The organism is Burkholderia sp. (genome assembly GCF_018375725.1).
In the GTDB taxonomy this organism is placed as follows: domain Bacteria; phylum Pseudomonadota; class Gammaproteobacteria; order Burkholderiales; family Burkholderiaceae; genus Burkholderia.
The window spans coordinates 1-17,562 of sequence record NZ_JAHACR010000061.1; the positions used below are offsets into that span (position 1 = coordinate 1).

A 17,562-nucleotide genomic window follows, 5' to 3' on the forward strand; every position below is an offset into this window, starting at 1 on the left:
CAGGCGGCATGCTCGGCACCGCACGGCTGACCGGCCAGACGCTCGGCGCCGCGATCGCCGCGCTGATCTTCAGCGTCGCGCCCGCGCACGGGCCGACGGTTGCGCTCTATGTCGCCACCGCGTTCGCAGCGATCGCGGCGGTGGTCAGCACACTGCGCATCGCGTCGCCGCAACCCCACGCTTCGGCCTGACCGGCATGCCGATCACGGGTGCCGCATCGGGTGCGGCCGGCACGATTCGCACGCTCACCGGCGACAACGGCAGCGCCGCGCGACGGATCGGACGTGACAGCCGGATCCCGCGGGACTGACGTCACGCGTCCTGTTCCACGCCGAGGTCGCGCTGGTAGTCGAGCCCTTCCGGGCGCGTGCCGCCCTGATTGTGGTCGCCGTCGTGCGGGGCCTCGGCGGGCGCGCCTGCCGGCGGCGCGAACGGCGCATCGGGGCGTGATCGCGTGCGGCCGGTTCCGGTGTCGGGCTGCGGGTGTGGGGGCAGTTTGGCACGGCGCATGACTGGGTGTCTCATGAGCTGAACGGCACGAAGCCGCCGTCGAAACCTCCATCAACCACCAATACACAAGTGATACGCCTGGTCGCAATCGATGCGACCTATGATTAGGACACGTCTCATTGTGCATCGTTTCGCCCTTTCCCCCACGATGCGCCGGACCATCGCGCCGCACATGGGTACGAAACCGTCGTCACTGTTTGCCAGTGCCTTGCATTGTTCGTCAGACGATTGCGAAACAATCATGCGAAGCGGGCGTGCATGACGGCCCGCCCGGACAGCACCTGTGCTCGGGGACGAAAACAGCTTCATCAGAACCGGCGGGACGCCATCGCGCACGCAACCGGCAGCCTCGCGGTCGGCGAAGCGGTCAGGACTCGACGTCCTCGAGGCTGAAGATTTCGGTCTGGTCGTTGTACGAGAAGATCTCGCCGTAACGGCCCCAGTCGATCACCGCGTCGAGCGTCTCTTCGGCCGCGCCGTCGGACAGGAAATCTTCGAGTTCCTGCTCGAAGCGCACGCGCGGCGCGCGATGGCCCGGGCGCTCGTTCAGCACCTTCTTGATCCGCGCCGCGAGCGGCACGTGCCGCAGCAGATGCTCGGCGAACATCATCTTCCGTTCCTGTGTGCCGAACTCGGCGAACACGCGCCCCGGCGGCGTCAGGAACACGTCCCCTTCCCGCACGTCGGCGAAGCCGAGGTACTGCAGCATTTCGGCGATCGGGAACAGGTCGTCGACCTCCAGATGCAGCGTGCGCGCGATTTCCGGCATGTCCGCGCGGCCGTGATACGGCGCGGCGGCGAGCGTCTCGATCAGGCCGGCCATCAGGTTGGTCGACACCTGCGGCAGCCAGCTGCCGAGCTCGAGCCCCTTCTTCGTCGCCTCGCCGATCTGGCGGGCCGTCATCTTCGCGTAGATGTCGTCGACGAGACGGCGGAACGCCGGATCGAGACGGTTGCGCGGATGCTTGAACGGCACCTTGATCTCGGCGATCACGCGCCCCGGATTCGACGACAGCACGAGGATCCGGTCGCACATGAATACCGCTTCCTCGATGTTGTGCGTGACGATCAGCACCGACTTGATCGGCATCCGGCCCTGCGTCCACAGATCGAGCAGGTCGGTACGCAGCGTTTCGGCGGTCAGCACGTCGAGCGCGGAAAACGGCTCGTCCATCAGCAGCAGCGTCGGATCGACGACGAGCGCGCGCGCGAAGCCGACGCGCTGGCGCATGCCGCCCGACAGCTCGCGCGGATAGGCGTTCTCGAAACCGTCGAGACCGATCAGGTCGATCGCGGCAAGCGCGCGTTCGCGCCGCTCGCGCGCGCCGACGCCGAGCGCCTCGAGGCCCGCTTCCACGTTCTGCAGCACGGTCAGCCACGGGAACAGCGCAAACGTCTGGAACACCATCGCAACGCCGGCGGCCGGCCCTTCGAGCGGCTTGCCGAGATAGCTCACCTCGCCGTCCGTCGGCTCGATCAGGCCGGCGATGATGCGCAGCAGGGTCGACTTGCCCGAGCCGGAACGGCCGAGCAGCCCGACGATCTCGCCTTCGCGCAGCGACAGGTTCGCGCCGTCGAGCACCAGCAGCTCGCCTTGCGTCTTGTTGAAGCCGCGGCTGACGTTGTCGACCCGCAGGATTTCCTCGCCGAGGCGCGGAGGCATCGGCGGCGTCTGAACGGGGGCGTTTACAGCATTCGGATTTTGCATCGCGTTTCGCTCTCAATCAGTCTCAGTCGAGCCGCAGCCTGGCTTCGGCGTAGGCATACAGCGGTCGCCACAGCAGGCGGTTGAACAACGTGACGAACAGGGACATCACGGCGATGCCCAGGATGATCTTCGGATAGTCGCCGGCTGCGGTCATCTGCGCGATGTACGCGCCGAGGCCGTGCGCCTCGATCTTGGTATCGCCCCACTGGACGAGTTCCGACACGATGCTCGCGTTCCACGCGCCGCCCGACGCGGTGATCGCGCCCGTCACGTAATAGGGGAAGATGCCCGGCAGGATCGCCTGCCGCCACCATTGCCAGCCACGGATGCGGAAGTTCGTCGCCGCTTCGCGGTAGTCGTTCGGATAGGCGGTGGCGCCGGCAATCACGTTGAACAGGATATACCACTGCGTGCCGAGCACGATCAGCGGCGACAGCCAGATGTCCGCGTTCAGGTGGAACTTCACGATCACGATCACGAACACCGGGAACAGCAGGTTCGCCGGGAATGCCGCGAGGAACTGCGCGAGCGGCTGAACCTTTTCGGCCACGGCCGGGCGCAACCCGATCCACACCCCGACCGGCACCCAGACCAGCGATGCCAGCGCGATCAGCAGCACCACGCGCAACAGCGTGATGAGGCCCAACACGAACACGTGACCGACCTCGCCCAGCGTCACGCCGCTCGCCACGAAGCTGACGACCTGCCAGACCACGTAAGCGGTGCCGAGCAGCACCAGGGCCGCCCAGGCGATATCGGTGACGAACGACGCCTTCCGCTCGACGCGCGGCAGCGTGAAACGCACGGCGCCCGACAGCGGCAGGCGGAACGGGATGCGCGCCGCCTTCGCGAAGATCCAGCCGGCCGGCACCAGCAGCTGATGAATCAGGCGCGTCCGGCGCACGAGATCGAGCAGCCACGATTCGGGCGCATTGCCCGAGCTGGTCGTCTCCATCCGGAACTTGTCGGCCCACGCGACGAGGGGACGGAACAGCAGCTGATCGTACGCGAGGATCACGACCGTCATCGCGAGGATGACCCAGCCGACCGCGCCGAGATTCTTGTCGGCGATCGCCTGCGCGAGATACGCGCCGATCCCCGGCAGCGTGATCGTATGGTTGCCGACCGTGATCGCCTCGGACGCGACGACGAAGAACCAGCCGCCCGACATCGACATCATCATGTTCCAGACGAGACCCGGCATCGAGAACGGCACCTCGAGCTTCCAGAAGCGCTGCCACGATGTCAGGTGAAAGCCGCGCGACACCTCGTCCAGGTCGCGCGGCACCGTGCGCAGCGACTGGTAGAAGCTGAACGTCATGTTCCACGCCTGGCTGGTGAAGATCGCGAAGATCGCGGCCAGTTCGGCGCCGAGCACGCGGTTCGGGAACAGCGCGAGGAAGAACGTCACCGTAAACGAGATGTAGCCGAGCACCGGCACCGACTGCAGGATGTCGAGGATCGGGATCAGCACCATGCCGGCGCGACGGCTCTTCGCGGCCAGCGTGCCGTAGACGAGCGTGAACACGAGCGATGCGGCCATCGCGGACAGCATCCGCAGCGTGGTGCGCAGCGCGTATTCCGGCAGGTTCGCCGGGTCGAGCGAGATCTTCTGCGTTTCGAGGGTCGTGATCGGCGCCAGCATTTCGTGGAACCCGACGACCGCCATCGCGATCAGGCAAATGATCAGCGGAAATGCGATGAAGTCCCAGCGGTTCGGCAGGACGCGCCACGCGGAGGCATTGGCGATCCGGTTCGGATCGAATCCGAAGTTCATCAGGCGCCCTCCCCGGTAAGGCCCATCGAATCGAAGAATGAGACCGGCAGACGTTGTTGATTCATGGCAAAGCGCACGGGCGCGGTATTTCGTTTTGACTCACGATTAAGGCGGATGCAGCGCGCCCACACACACGCCGCGCAACCGCGCGGCATCCGGTCGAAGGCCCCGCGACGGCACGACACTACTACAACCTGTATTTCAGGCACAACCTTCCGGATCGGGACGGTCTAACCGCCCGCTGCCGCGGACAAATCGGGCCCGGAACGGGCTGGCGGCGGACGAATCGGTGCAGGACGAACCGGCGAACAGTCGTCCAGCCGGCGTGCAGGCACGAATTATGCCGCGAACCGGGCCAGCCGTGAACCCGCCCGGCGCGCATGACGCAAATCCGTGCGGTGCGTCAGAAGCCGGATCGGGCGAAGCGGGTATGATCGGGACTCGCCCCACGTGGATTGATTGACTGACGAGCTGGAGGTTTGAATGGCAGGAAACTTGGTGATCGTATGCCGCGACCAGGACGCCGACGCGTTCTACGAGCTGATGCAGGAGTACGGTTCGTTCCAGACGCGGTTGTCGTCGACCGCGTGGTACCTGAACATGAATATCGTGCCGGAATCGCTGCAGGACGAGATTCTCGACCGCCTCGGCAAATACACGACCGTCTATATTTTCGAGGCCACCAGCGTCACCTACAACACGATCGACAGCAACGCTGCCGAGACGCTCGGCACGCTGTTCGGCGAGTAACATCCCGGCGGCGCCCGCGGCCGGCATGACCGGCCGGCCCGGCGCGCCCTCATGCGGCGCGCGCGTGATCCTCGCCCTTCGGCAGCACGTCGAACGGGAACGACATCGTGACGCGCAGGCCGCCTTCCGGCAGGTTGCCGATCTCGCACGTGCCGCCCAGCCGCAGAACCAGCCGCTCGACGATCGCGAGCCCCAGTCCGCTATGCCCGTTGCCGCCGCGCGCCGGATCGAGGCGCACGAACGGCCGCGTCGCGGCCGCGAGGTCGCGGGGCGCGATACCGCCGCCGTGATCGCTGACCGACAGCGTGTAGCCGGTCGGCGTGCGCCTCGTCTCGACGATCACGGGCGGCGCGCCGTAAGCATGCGCATTGTCGAGCAGGTTCGACAGGATTCGCTCGAGCGTCGCGGTCGGCAGCCGGAATGCGGGGTCGGATTGCAGCCGGGTCTCGACGGTCGGCGCCTTCGGCGCAACCGCGCGGTAGGTGCGCGCGATCCGCTCGCAAGCCCGGTCGACCTGCACCGGCTCGCTGCTGTCCGTGCCGCCATGCGCGAACACCAGGAACTGGTCGACGATGTGCGTCATCGAGTCGACATCGCGCACGATGCCGTCGCGCAACCGCGCGTCGTCCATCATCTCGGCACGCAGTCGCATCCGCGCAAGCGGCGTGCGCAAATCGTGCGCGACGCCGGCCAGCATGACCGCGCGGTCGTTCTCCGCGCGCGACACCTGCTCCACCATCTGGTTGAAACCGTGCGTGAGCTGGCGCAGCTCGCGCGGGCCGGACTCGCGCACCGGCGGCACCGGCTGGCCGCGGCCGAAACGGCCGACCGCGCGGGCAAGCGAGCGCAGCGGCTGCTGCAGTTGCCAGGCGGCAAACAGCGCGGCGATCACGCCTGCGGAAAAGATCGTCGCGAGCCAGATCACCATCCGGTCGAGCGAGCGCGGCGGCCGCAACGGCTGCACCGGCACGACGATCCAGCTCCGGTCGGACGGCTCCTTGACCCACAGCTCCGGCGGATGGCCGGGCGCGCCGATCTCGACGCGCGTGCCGGGCGGCATCCGGTCGCTCACGTCATCGCGGAAGCGCTTGAGCGGCGCCGACAGATCCGCCTCGGCATGCGGCACGTCCGGGTCGCCGGGCGAGACGAGCCGCACGCGCGACGGCAACGGCTGATCCGGCGTGCGCGCGACGTGCTGGCGCACCGCGTCGACGAGAAACGCAGCTTCCTCCACCGCGAAGCGTGTCTGCTGCTGGTTGCGCTCGAGCCGCATCGCGAAATACCACGCGAAATGCGACAGCAGCAGCACGCCGACGACCAGCAGGGCCAGCCGTCCGAACAGCGAATCAATGGGTTTGCGCATGGGCCTCGCCGTCGGGCACGAACACGTAGCCGCGCCCCCGCACCGTCTGGATGAAGCGCGGCGTCGACGGATCCGATTCGAGGATGCGGCGCAGACGCCACACCTGGACGTCGATGCCGCGGTCGGTACCGTCGTATTCCGGCCCGTGCAGCAATTCGAGCAGCCGCTCGCGCGTGAGCGTGCGCAGCGCGTTGTTGACGAAGATTTTCAGGAGCGCGAATTCGCTGCTCGACAGCGTCGCCGGCTTGCCTTCGACCGACAGCGTGCGCGCCTGGAAATCGAGCACGAAGCGGCCGAACGCATACGGCTCGCGTTGCTCGGGCGCCGCCGCCGACGGCGTCGCGCGGCGACGGCGCAGCACCGCCTGCACCCGGGCGAGCAGCTCGCGCGGGTTGAACGGCTTGCCGAGATAGTCGTCCGCCCCGAGCTCGAGACCGACGATGCGGTCGACGTCGTCGGCTCGCGCGGTCAGCATGATCACGGGGATGTCGTCGCCGGCTGCGCGCAACTGGCGCAATGCCGTCAGGCCATCCACGCCCGGCATCATCAGGTCCAGCACGATCAGGTCGGGACGCTCGCGCTCGAGACGCTTCTCGAGCGTCGCCGCGTCGTGCAGCACCGACACTTCCATGCCCTGGCGTACGAGGTAGTCGCGCAACAGGTCGCGCAGTTCTTGGTCGTCGTCGACGATGAGGATCTGGGTAGTCATGGCTCGAAGTTTACCGCGCGACGGCGGCCCGAAAGACGATACAAAGTACGGAAAGGGTTACTGCGGGTTACCGCGCAAGCCAACTGTAATGCTCCGTAATCCGGCTCACGGACGGCGTAACACGGGCCGCAGGACGGGCGGCTAACCTGCGTCTTACCGGATTGCGGCCCGCGGTTTCCTCTGCCGCCGCGTCGCCGGCCCTTTCGAACAGGAGTAACTGAAATGTATAAGAAGACATCCCGGGTGGCCATGGCGGCCGCCACCGTGCTCGCTCTCGCATTCGGCACCGCACAGGCGGCGCAGCCGTCCGACACGCCGCCGCCGGGCGGTCCGGGCATGCATCATCACATGGGCGACGGCGGTCCGTTCGGCGCGATCCAGCGCATGCACGACAAGCTGAACCTGTCCGCCGCCCAGGAGCAGCAGTGGCAGTCCGCAGTCAGCACGATGAAGCAGAACCGCGAGGCCATGCACAAGAGCCACGAGCAGATGCGCGAGCAGTTCAAGGCGCAGCAGAACCAGCCGATCCTCGACCTGAACGCGATGCACGCGGCACGCCAGCAGGCCGAACAGCGCAATGCGCAGCTGCGCGAACAGACGTCGGCCGCATGGCTCGCGTTCTACAACAGCCTGAACGACGCGCAAAAGACGATGGTCAGCACGGCGATCAAGCAGCAGTTCGCACGCATGGAGCAACGGAACGAGAAGATGAAGGAGCGCTGGGAACAGCACCGCCAGTCGGGCAACGCCGCCTCGGCGCCGGCGCAATAAGAAGTCGCATGGGCCGCCGCGGCGGCCTCACGGACGCGGGCTCGCCGGCCCGCGTCCGCCGCCTCCGCGCTTTGTCCCTACGCGAGATCGAACAGCAACACTTCGGCGGCTTCGCCGCGCGTCAACGACACTGTCTCTACCGCCTCGATCCGTGCGCCATCCCCTGCCGCAAGCGGCTCGCCATTGACCGCCACCGAGCCGCGCGCGACATGAATATAGATCCGGCGCCCCGCCTGCACCTCGAACATCGCCGCTTCATCGCCGTCGATCAGCGCCGCATGGATCCGCGCGTCGGCACCGATCGACACCGAGCCGTCGCGCCCGTCCGGCGACGCGATGAGCCGCAACGCGCCGCGCTTGTCGGCCATGTCGAACTGCTTTTCCTCGCTGCCCGGCCTGCCGCCCGGCCCCGCCGGCGCCAGCCAGACCTGCAGCACATGCAGCGGCTCGACGCGCGAGGCGTTGTACGCGCTGCAGACGATCCCGGTTCCCGCACTCATCCGCTGCACGCCGCCGGAACGGACGATCGAGCCGTTGCCCATGCTGTCGCGATGCGCCAGCGCGCCGTCCAGCACGTAGGTGACGATCTCCGTATCGCGATGCGGTTGCATGCCGAAACCACGGGTCGGCGCGATCCGGTCGTCGTTCAGCGCGCACAGCGCGCCGATCGGCGGATGCGCTCCGTCCAGACCGCCGGCGAGGGAAAAGCTGTGATAGGTATCGCGCCAGCCCTGGCTGGTATGGACGCGGTCGGCCGCGCGACGAATTTGAAACATGGGCGACGCTCCGTTGGACGAGATTTCCGGTCTGCCGCCACTGTAGAGACACGCCCGCGCGCCAACAATCCGCGTGCACGCATCGGATCGTTGCGCCCATGACACCAATGCATGCACTATTTGTTGCGACTAAAGTGATTGCCGCAACGGCATGACCGATCCGCCCGGCGCAGCGTCGTCCCGCGCCAACGGATACGCCCGGAAGCGCGCTTCTACGCTGTCCGCGTATCGCGTTCGGGTAAAATACCGCGCTTTTGGCGCCCGCCTACCCGGCGGCTCCCGCCGCCCAGCTGCCGAACGACGAATTTTGGCTATCTAGAATACGGCGCGGCGCCCGGCCGACAGACCGCGCGCGCCGCCCCGGACAGTCAGAGCATAAGGATGGAAATGAAGAAGGCCGCCCTGTGCGCCGCCCTCGCCCTCGTGGCCGGCAGCGCCCTCGCGAAGGAGTGGAAGACCGTGCGGATCGGCGTCGACGCCAGCTACCCGCCGTTCGAGTCGACCGCGCCAAGCGGCGAGATCGTCGGGTTCGACGTCGATCTCACCAAGGAAATCTGCAAGCGGATCAACGCAAAGTGCGTGTGGGTGCCGCAGGATCTCGACGGCATCATCCCGGCGCTGAAGGCCAAGAAGTACGACATGATCGTGTCGTCGCTGACCGTGACGGACAAGCGCCGCGAACAGATCGACTTCTCCGACAAGGTCTACGACGCACCGGCGCGGATGATCGCGAAGACCGGCTCGCCGCTTCTGCCGACCGTCGCGTCGCTGAAGGGCAAGCGCGTCGGCGTCGAGCAGGGCTCGACGCAGGAAAGCTACGCGAAAGCCTACTGGGAACCGCAGGGCGTCACGGTCGTGCCGTACCAGAACCAGGACCAGGTCTACACCGACCTCGGCTCGGGCCGCCTCGACGCGACGCTGCAGGATGAGCTGCAGGCCGACTACGGCTTCCTGCGCACGCCGCGCGGCAAGGGCTTCGCGTTCGCCGGGCCGGAGGTCAAGGATCCGAAGACGATCGGCGACGGCACCGCGATCGGCCTGCGCAAGGAGGACACCGACCTGAAGATGAAGATCAACAAGGCGCTGGCCGACATGCACAAGGACGGCACGTACGACCGGCTGTCGCACAAGTATTTCGCGTTCAGCGTGTACTCGGCCCGATAATCCGGACACGAACGCGGGCTGCACCCCGCGCTCGCGGCAATACAAGGAAGTCAACCACGCGCCGCCCGCACCCTCGCCCGCCGCCCGCCGCGACGGGCAGGCCCGGCCCCCACGCCGGGCGGACGGTCATGATACGCACGGGGCGTTCCGCGCAATGCGCGGGACGCGTCTTTCGCGGCGCCTCCGGTGCGCCGTCAAGGACCACATATGTTTCTTCAAGGTTACGGCCCGCTGATCCTCGCAGGCACCTGGCAAACCGTCAAACTGGCGGTGCTCTCGCTCGCGCTGTCGTTCCTGCTGGGCCTCCTCGGCGCGGCGGCGAAGCTGTCCCGCAACCGCATCACGAACGGCCTCGGCACCGGCTACACGACGCTGATCCGCGGCGTGCCGGACCTCGTGCTGATGCTGCTGCTGTTCTACAGCATCCAGATCTGGCTGAATCACCTGACCGACGCGCTCGGCTGGGATCAGATCGACATCGATCCGTTCCTGGCGGGCGTCCTCGTGCTCGGCTTCATCTACGGCGCGTACTTCACGGAGACGTTCCGCGGCGCGTTCCTGTCGGTGCCGCGCGGCCAGCTCGAGGCGGGCAGCGCATACGGCATGACGAACTGGCAGGTCTTCTCGCGCATCATGTTCCCGCAGATGATGCGCTTCGCACTGCCCGGCATCGGCAACAACTGGCAGGTGCTCGTGAAGTCCACCGCGCTCGTGTCGATCATCGGCCTCGCCGACGTCGTCAAGGCGTCGCAGGACGCAGGCAAGGGCACGCTGCGGTTCTTCTTCTTCACCCTGATCGCGGGTGCGATCTACCTGGCCATCACGACGGTGTCGAACTTCGTGCTGATGTGGCTTGAAAAGCGCTATTCGACCGGCGTCCGGAAGGCAGAACTATGATCGAACTGATTCAAGAATACTGGCGCAACTACCTCTATACCGACGGCTACCGCACCACCGGCGTCGCCATCACGCTGTGGCTGCTCGTCGTGTCGATCGGGGTCGGCTTCTGCCTGTCGGTGCCGCTCGCCGTCGCCCGCGTCTCGAAGAACCGCTGGCTGTCGGGCGTGGTCTGGCTCTATACGTACGTGTTCCGCGGCACGCCGCTCTATGTGCAGCTGCTGCTGTGCTACACGGGCCTGTACAGCCTGCAGGTCGTGCGCGGCACGCCGATGCTCGACGCGTTCTTCCGCGAAGGGATGAACTGCACGCTGCTCGCGTTCGCGCTGAACACCTGCGCGTATACGACCGAGATCTTCGCGGGCGCGATCAAGGCGACCTCCTACGGCGAGATCGAAGCCGCGCGCGCGTACGGGATGTCGACATTTACGATGTATCGCCGCGTGATCCTGCCGTCCGCGCTGCGTCGCGCGCTGCCGCTGTACAGCAACGAGGTGATCCTGATGCTGCACGCGACGACGGTGGCCTTCACCGCGACCGTGCCGGACATCCTGAAAATTGCCCGCGACGTCAACTCGGCGACCTACATGTCGTTTGAGGCATTCGGCATCGCCGCCCTGCTCTATCTTGCGATCTCGTTTGCGCTCGTGTGGCTGTTCCGCAAGGCCGAGCGCCGCTGGCTCGCGTATCTGCGCCCGCAAGGCAAGTAAGTTTCGCCAGGACTATTGATGAATTCCCAGACTCAAAAGCTTTTCGTCGACGATCTCCACAAGCGGTACGGCAGCAACGAGGTGCTCAAGGGCGTCTCGCTGAAGGCAAACGCAGGCGACGTGATCAGCGTGATCGGTTCGTCGGGCTCCGGCAAGAGCACGATGCTCCGCTGCATCAACTTTCTCGAGCAGCCGAATGCCGGCCGCATCGTCGTCGACGGCGAGGAAGTGCGCACCACCCCCGACAAGACGGGCGCGCTGCGCGCGGCCGATCCGAAACAGCTGCAGCGCGTGCGCACGAAGCTGTCGATGGTGTTCCAGCACTTCAACCTGTGGGCGCACATGAACGTGCTCGAGAACGTGATGGAAGCGCCGGTGCACGTGCTCGGCATCCCGAAGCGCGAAGCCGAGGAACGCGCGCGCATGTATCTCGAGAAAGTCGGTCTCGCGCCGCGCGTCGAGAAGCAGTATCCGTCGCATCTGTCGGGCGGCCAGCAGCAGCGCGTCGCGATCGCACGCGCGCTGGCAATGCATCCGGACGTGATGCTGTTCGACGAGCCGACATCGGCGCTCGACCCGGAACTGGTCGGCGAAGTGCTGAAGGTGATGCAGAAGCTGGCCGAAGAAGGCCGGACGATGGTCGTCGTCACGCACGAGATGGGGTTCGCGCGCAACGTGTCGAACCACGTGATGTTCCTGCATCAGGGGCGCGTCGAGGAAGAAGGCGTGCCGGCCGAGGTGTTCGCCAATCCGAAGAGCGAGCGTCTGCGGCAGTTCCTGTCCGGCAGTCTCAAGTAAGCGGCTCGATCGCATCGACGGGCGCCCTGCGTGCAGGGCGCCCGTTTGCGTTTACGCGTCGCTTCGCCGCCCCGGCGAACGCGCGCCATGCACGCCATCGTGCTGTCAGCCCGACCGCACCGGCACGGCAGCCGCGCACCGGCATCGTGACGAACGCCAGCCTCAGCGTCTCGCCCCCTACGCTCGCATGCCGCCATGCGTCAATCATGGCAATCCTTGACTCCAATCTTCACGAATCGTGCCCTCCTTGACCCGGCAAGGCTTTGCCGCCGGCCCGGCGTGTGCCCGCGTGCCGTTGCACAACGGTCCGCATGGCAATTTGGCGACACGTGTTAGTCAAACAACGATTTCCATCGCCATAAATTTGTATTTTTGCTAAATTGGTAACCAAAGTAGCAAAACAAAGTTCATGAAATGTAGTTTGATTTCACGACGACAAGGAGACTCCGCCAGGCCATCCGGCTACGCGGGCCCGCTCAACGGCATCCCGGCACGCCCGCCGGCGTGCCGCACCCGACCGGTTTCGTACGAGGTCTCCCTGGTTATCCCGCTTTTGCCTGGCGCCTGCCGCGCCGGGCATGTCGTGCAGTACTGGGTTGACTTTTTGACTGGGTATGGAGGAGATGATGAAAAAAGCTTTGGTCGCGGCAGCGCTGATGGCCGCAGGAGTCGCAGCGCACGCACAGAGCAGCGTGTTGCTGTACGGCCGTCTCGATGCCGGCATCGAATATCTGAACGGGATGCAGAACGGCGCCCGCTGGCGCGCGCAAAGCGGCGACTGGGGCACGAGCCTGTGGGGCATGAGAGGCTCCGAGGACATCGGCGCCGGCAGCAAGATCGTCTTCCAGCTGGAAGGCAGCTTCGACGTGATGAACGGCACCGGCCCGAGCGGCGGCGGCCTGTGGAGCCGCTTTGCGACGGTCGGGGTGGCGAACGACACCTACGGTACCCTGCTGCTCGGCCGCGAACTCGCGATCTCGAACGGCGTGTGGGACTTCGACCCGCTCGGGCAGACAGCCTGGTCGAGCGCTTCGCTGGTGCGAGGCCGCAACTGGAACAAGACCAGCAACAACGTTTCGTACCAGTCGCCGAAGTACTACGGCTTCGATTTCTATGGTCAGTTCGCGTTCTCGAACTCGACGAACTTCAACGGCAACACCACGGCCGGCCAGCCGGGCCGCGCAGCGGGCGCCCAGATCACCTATACGAACTCGCTGTTCCAGTTGCGCGGCATCTACGACGAAATGCGCGACAGCAACGGCCGGTTCTCCGATGTCTTCAACTACTCGCGTGAATATTTCGCGGGCGCGAACGTGTTCCTCGGCCAGTTCAAGCTGCAGGCGGCCTACCAGACCTCGCACGCGGACGGCAGCGGCGGCCCGGTCGTCAACAATGGCGTCACGGGCACCCAGCAGATCTGGGGCGGCGTCACGTGGCAGGCCACGCCGGCTGCTGCGCTGATCGCGGCCGTCTATCACGTCAACGCGAACCACGGCGGCGGCAACGCGAACATCTACACGCTCGGCGGCTCGTACAACCTGTCGAAGCGCACGCTGCTCGACCTGCAGGTTGCCACGGTGCGCAACAGCAAGACTGCGAACTTCGGCCTGAACGCCAACGGAGCCGGCACCGACGTGTCGACCGGCAATCCGAAATTCGGCGGCAGCCAGACGGGCGTCTACGCCGGTATCCAGCACTATTTCTGATCCGGACGGATCGAGACGTTTTCCACGCCGCTGCGAGAGGCGCGTATGGGTGCGGTACCCGACCGGGTATCGCACCGTTTTTTTATTGTGTGGCCCACGCGGGCGTACCGGCGAGGGCGTACCGGCGAGGGCGTACCGGCGAGGGCGGGTCTATCGGTGCGCACAGGCCAGCGCAGGCACGCCGGCATGCGCGCACGCGCATGCGCCGCTTACACTGCGGCTTCGTTCTCCTCGCCCGTACGGATGCGGATCACGCGCTCGACATCCGACACGAAGATCTTGCCGTCGCCGATCTTGCCGGTACGCGCGGCGCCGATCACCGCGTCGATCACCTGATCGACCTGGCCTTCCGCGACAACCACCTCGATCTTCATCTTCGGCAGGAAATCGACGACGTACTCGGCGCCGCGATACAGTTCGGTGTGTCCTTTCTGACGGCCGAAGCCCTTCACTTCGGTAACGGTCAGGCCCGTGAGGCCGACCTCGGCGAGCGCTTCGCGGACCTCGTCCAGCTTGAACGGCTTGATGATGGCGGTAATGCGTTTCATGATGCTTGTCCCTCAATGCTCGTTTGGATGAAAAGACGCGAGCCCGATTCTACGCCGCGAACGGCTCAATCGAGGCTTTCGGCGAAGCGCGACGTGATCGGATAGCGCCAGTCGCGGCCGAATGCGCGATGCGTGACGCGGATGCCGATCGGCGCCTGGCGCCGCTTGTATTCGTTGATCTTGATGAGCCGCGTGACACGCTTCACGTCGGCTTCCGCGTAGCCCGCCGCGACGATGTCGGCAAGCGGGCGATCCTCTTCCATGTACATCCGCATGATCGCGTCGAGCACGTCGTACGGCGGCAGGCTGTCCTGGTCGGTCTGGTTTTCGCGCAGCTCGGCGGACGGCGCGCGCGTCAGGATCCGCTCGGGGATGATGTCGTGCGTCGCGAATTCCGGCGCGGCGTTCCGGTAGCGGCAGAGGCGATACACGAGCGTCTTCGCGATGTCCTTGATTACCGCGAAGCCGCCCGCCATGTCGCCGTACAACGTGCAGTAGCCGACCGCCATCTCGCTCTTGTTGCCGGTCGTCAGCACGATCGAGCCGAACTTGTTCGACAGCGCCATCAGCAGCGTGCCGCGGATGCGCGCCTGGATGTTCTCTTCCGTCGCGTCTTCGGCGCGCCCTTCGAATTCCGCGGCGAGCGCCGCGCGGAACGCGTCGAACATCGGCGCGATCGCGATCTCGTCGTAGCGCACGCCGACACGCTGCGCCATGTCGGCCGCGTCGGTCGTGGAGATATCGGCGGTGAAGCGCGACGGCATCATCACCGCACGCACCCGGTCGGGCCCGAGCGCGTCGCATGCGACGGCAAGCACCAGCGCCGAATCGACACCGCCCGACAGGCCGATGATCGCGCCCGGGAAGCCGTTCTTGCCGATGTAGTCGCGTACGCCCATCACGAGCGCGCGATACACCTGCGCCTCGAGCGGCAGTTCCGGCGCGATGCGCGCCGGCAGCGGCCGCGCGCCGTCGAATTCGACGATCGCATGTCCTTCCTCGAACTGCGGCATCTTCGCGACAAGCTCGCCCGACGCATCGAGCACGAACGAGCCGCCGTCGAACACCAGCTCGTCCTGTCCGCCGACGAGGTTCACGTACACCATCGGCAGCCCGGTCTCGCGGATGCGCGCGCGCAGGATCTCCATGCGCACAGCGTCCTTGTTCATGTGATAGGGCGAGCCGTTCAGGATCAGCAGCACCTGCGCGCCCGCCGCCCTGGCGATCTGCGCGGCCGACGCATGCCAGGCGTCCTCGCAGATCAGCACGCCGTACTTCACGCCGTTCAGCTCGAATACGAGCGGCTCGGTGTCGGTCGCAAAATAGCGCTTCTCGTCGAACACTTCGGCATTCGGCAGATCCTGTTTGCGATAGGTGCCGACGATCTCGCCGCCGACGATCAGCGACGCCGCGTTGTACGTATCCGACGGCGGCACGCCGCGCTCGATCGGGCGGTTTGCATTACCATCGACGCCTGGCGCGCCGTCGGCGGCGCGCATCGGATGACCGACCAGCACCGCGAGGCCGTCGAACGCCTTCAGCTGCATGGCGAGTTCGTCGAGCGCGGCCGCCGAGGCCGCGTAGAACGCCGGCCGCAGCAACAGGTCTTCCGGCGGATATCCGGACAGCGCGAGTTCGGGAGCGATCATCAGCTGCGCGCCATCGTGATGTGCGGCACGCGCGGCGGCGACGATCCTGGCGACATTGCCGGCGAAATCGCCGACGGTGACGTTGATTTGAGCGAGAGCGATACGGGTCTTCATGACGGGATCGGCGCGGCCTGGCGGCCACGCCGTGAACGGCTGACGAAATCGTCCCGGAAACGCGCAGCGGCTTGCGGCGCGCGCCCGGCGACATCCAACGGTACGGATTCACACGGTTGAAACACGAACGCATCGATTATCGCACGGGCATCCTGTCGTCCCCCGCCGAGGCGGATGCGAACGAATGGAATGCACTGCTCGGACGCGACGCGCGCCCGACGCCGTTCCTGCGCCATGAATTCCTCGACGCATTGCACGCGACGCGCTGCGCGGTCGACGAAACCGGCTGGTCGCCGCGCTTCGTCACGCTGACCGACGAACGCACCGGCCGCCTCGCCGCCGCGGCGCCCGTCTACCTGAAGCGCCATTCGTACGGCGAATACGTCTTCGACTGGGCCTGGGCCGATGCGTACCAGCGCAACGGCCTGCCCTACTATCCGAAGCTGCTGTGCGCGGTGCCGTTCACGCCGGTACAGGGCACGCGCCTGCTTGCCGTCGACGACGACGCGCGCCGCCGGCTCGCGGCAACCCTGATCGCGCTAGCCGAGCAGAGCGACGTGTCGTCGCTGCACGTGCTGTTTCCGACGGAGACGGAAGCCCGGCTGCTCGACGGAATGGGCATGATGCTGCGCCGGGGCGTGCAGTTTCACTGGCTCAACGACGGCTACCGGAATTTCGACGATTTCCTCGGCACGCTCGAGCAGAAGAAGCGCAAGAACGTCCGTGCCGAACGGCGCAAGGTGCGCGATGCCGGCGTGACGTTCCGGCGCGTGCCGGGCGAGGCGATCACCGATGCGGACTGGCGCTTCTTCTCGCGCTGCTACCGGCAGACCTATCGCGACCACTATTCGAGCCCGTACCTGAACCTGGATTTCTTCCGCGCCATCGGCGCGACGATGCCGGACAACCTGCTGCTCGTGATCGCCGAGCGCGACGGCAAGCCGATCGCGAGCGCGCTCGCGGTTTATCAGCGCAGCGCGGACGGCGGCGGCACGCTGTACGGCCGCTACTGGGGCGCGGTCGAACAGGTGCCGTTCCTGCATTTCGAGACCGCGTACTACCAGCTGCTCGAATTCTGCATCGAGGCCGGGCTCGACACCTTCGAAGGCGGCGCGCAAGGCGAGCACAAGCTCGCGCGCGGCTTCATGCCGACCGTGACCCATTCCGCGCACTGGCTCGCGCACCCGGCTTTCTCGGATGCGGTCGCCCGCTTCCTCGACCGGGAAACCGATCATATCCACGCTTACGTCGACGAGCTGCACGAGCACAATCCGTTCAAACGCAGCGCGGACTGACACGGCGCACACGCACATGCATGCGGACAACGCCAGGCCGCACGATTTCTGCGACACTGGCGGCTTCGCATCCCGCCGACCCGTCATGTCCTGGTTTCTGTATCTGATCGAATGCGTCGACGGCAGCGTCTACACCGGCATCACCACCGACGTCGCGGCGCGCTTCGACGAGCACGCTGCCGGCAAGGGCGCACGCTACACGCGCTCGCGCAAGCCGCACACGGTGCTCGCGTCATTCGCGCTTCCCGACCGGTCGAGCGCGTCGCGCGCCGAATACTGGGTCAAGCGGCTGTCCGCCACGCAAAAGCGCGCGCTGG

At 66.3% G+C, this 17,562-nt stretch carries 17 protein-coding genes and 1 pseudogene; 10 read left to right on the forward strand and 8 right to left on the reverse strand.

Annotation, left to right across the window (positions count from 1 at the left end; all coding sequences use genetic code 11):
- Nucleotides 1-191, forward strand: a pseudogene (locus tag KH616_RS10140) (MFS transporter); the annotation flags it as partial.
- A gap of 121 nt (nt 192-312) precedes the next feature.
- On the opposite strand, the gene KH616_RS10145 reads toward KH616_RS10140, so the two are convergent.
- The 3 genes from KH616_RS10145 to KH616_RS10155 form a co-directional block, all read right to left on the reverse strand.
- A complete protein-coding gene (locus tag KH616_RS10145; RefSeq protein WP_292243763.1) occupies nt 313-510 on the reverse strand; it encodes a hypothetical protein in 198 nt (65 codons plus the stop codon).
- Between the two features lie 367 nt (nt 511-877).
- Nucleotides 878-2,218: a nitrate/sulfonate/bicarbonate ABC transporter ATP-binding protein gene (locus KH616_RS10150; protein ID WP_292243764.1), complete on the reverse strand. Its 1,341-nt coding sequence runs from the start codon at nt 2,216-2,218 to the stop codon at nt 878-880.
- 22 nt (nt 2,219-2,240) lie between these two features.
- Nucleotides 2,241-3,995 (reverse strand): ABC transporter permease subunit, encoded by a 1,755-nt coding sequence (locus KH616_RS10155; RefSeq protein ID WP_292243765.1) that lies wholly within the window; start codon nt 3,993-3,995, stop codon nt 2,241-2,243.
- A gap of 483 nt (nt 3,996-4,478) precedes the next feature.
- Here KH616_RS10155 and KH616_RS10160 point away from each other — a divergent pair, with 483 nt between their 5' ends.
- Nucleotides 4,479-4,745 carry a hypothetical protein gene (locus KH616_RS10160; protein ID WP_292243766.1) on the forward strand — a complete coding sequence of 89 codons (267 nt, stop codon included), beginning with the start codon at nt 4,479-4,481 and terminating at the stop codon, nt 4,743-4,745.
- A gap of 49 nt (nt 4,746-4,794) precedes the next feature.
- On the opposite strand, the gene KH616_RS10165 is transcribed toward KH616_RS10160, so the two are convergent.
- The gene (locus KH616_RS10165) at nt 4,795-6,108 is read right to left on the reverse strand and encodes an ATP-binding protein (protein WP_292243767.1); all 1,314 of its coding nucleotides are present in this window, start codon (nt 6,106-6,108) and stop codon (nt 4,795-4,797) included.
- Nucleotides 6,092-6,817, reverse strand: coding sequence for a response regulator (locus KH616_RS10170; RefSeq protein ID WP_292243768.1), 726 nt, complete (start codon nt 6,815-6,817; stop codon nt 6,092-6,094). Before KH616_RS10170 ends, KH616_RS10165 begins: the two co-directional genes overlap by 17 nt.
- A gap of 222 nt (nt 6,818-7,039) precedes the next feature.
- Between KH616_RS10170 and KH616_RS10175 the strand changes: the two genes are divergently transcribed.
- Nucleotides 7,040-7,588 (forward strand): periplasmic heavy metal sensor, encoded by a 549-nt coding sequence (locus tag KH616_RS10175; RefSeq protein WP_292243769.1) that lies wholly within the window; start codon nt 7,040-7,042, stop codon nt 7,586-7,588.
- Nucleotides 7,589-7,665: 77 nt separating this feature from the next.
- Here the strand turns inward: KH616_RS10175 and KH616_RS10180 are convergent, their stop codons facing one another.
- Nucleotides 7,666-8,364: a pirin family protein gene (locus tag KH616_RS10180; protein ID WP_292243770.1), complete on the reverse strand. Its 699-nt coding sequence runs from the start codon at nt 8,362-8,364 to the stop codon at nt 7,666-7,668.
- A 387-nt stretch (nt 8,365-8,751) separates the two neighbouring features.
- Here KH616_RS10180 and KH616_RS10185 point away from each other — a divergent pair, with 387 nt between their 5' ends.
- The 5 genes from KH616_RS10185 (at nt 8,752) to KH616_RS10205 (ending at nt 13,639) form a co-directional block, all read left to right on the forward strand.
- On the forward strand, nt 8,752-9,528 hold the full coding sequence (locus tag KH616_RS10185) for an ABC transporter substrate-binding protein (protein WP_292243771.1): 777 nt from the start codon (nt 8,752-8,754) through the stop codon (nt 9,526-9,528).
- 207 nt (nt 9,529-9,735) lie between these two features.
- Nucleotides 9,736-10,425 (forward strand): ABC transporter permease, encoded by a 690-nt coding sequence (hisQ, locus tag KH616_RS10190; protein ID WP_292243772.1) that lies wholly within the window; start codon nt 9,736-9,738, stop codon nt 10,423-10,425.
- A complete protein-coding gene (locus KH616_RS10195; RefSeq protein WP_292243773.1) occupies nt 10,422-11,135 on the forward strand; it encodes an ABC transporter permease in 714 nt (237 codons plus the stop codon). The genes hisQ and KH616_RS10195 overlap by 4 nt, the downstream gene beginning before the upstream one ends.
- Before the next feature lie 18 nt (nt 11,136-11,153).
- Nucleotides 11,154-11,933 carry an ABC transporter ATP-binding protein gene (locus KH616_RS10200; protein WP_292243774.1) on the forward strand — a complete coding sequence of 260 codons (780 nt, stop codon included), beginning with the start codon at nt 11,154-11,156 and terminating at the stop codon, nt 11,931-11,933.
- A gap of 623 nt (nt 11,934-12,556) precedes the next feature.
- On the forward strand, nt 12,557-13,639 hold the full coding sequence (locus tag KH616_RS10205) for a porin (RefSeq protein ID WP_292243776.1): 1,083 nt from the start codon (nt 12,557-12,559) through the stop codon (nt 13,637-13,639).
- Nucleotides 13,640-13,848: 209 nt separating this feature from the next.
- Here the strand turns inward: KH616_RS10205 and KH616_RS10210 are convergent, their stop codons facing one another.
- Both KH616_RS10210 and KH616_RS10215 read right to left on the reverse strand, forming a co-directional pair.
- The gene (locus tag KH616_RS10210) at nt 13,849-14,187 is read right to left on the reverse strand and encodes a P-II family nitrogen regulator (protein ID WP_017333848.1); all 339 of its coding nucleotides are present in this window, start codon (nt 14,185-14,187) and stop codon (nt 13,849-13,851) included.
- A 65-nt stretch (nt 14,188-14,252) separates the two neighbouring features.
- The gene (locus KH616_RS10215; protein WP_292243784.1) at nt 14,253-15,950 is read right to left on the reverse strand and encodes an NAD+ synthase; all 1,698 of its coding nucleotides are present in this window, start codon (nt 15,948-15,950) and stop codon (nt 14,253-14,255) included.
- 116 nt (nt 15,951-16,066) lie between these two features.
- Here KH616_RS10215 and KH616_RS10220 point away from each other — a divergent pair, with 116 nt between their 5' ends.
- Together KH616_RS10220 and KH616_RS10225 are read left to right on the forward strand one after the other, a co-directional pair.
- Nucleotides 16,067-17,245, forward strand: a complete 1,179-nt coding sequence (locus tag KH616_RS10220) for a GNAT family N-acetyltransferase (RefSeq protein ID WP_292243785.1) — start codon at nt 16,067-16,069, stop codon at nt 17,243-17,245.
- 85 nt (nt 17,246-17,330) lie between these two features.
- Nucleotides 17,331-17,562: GIY-YIG nuclease family protein (locus tag KH616_RS10225; RefSeq protein WP_292243786.1), on the forward strand; the 232-nt coding region annotated here is incomplete at its 3' end.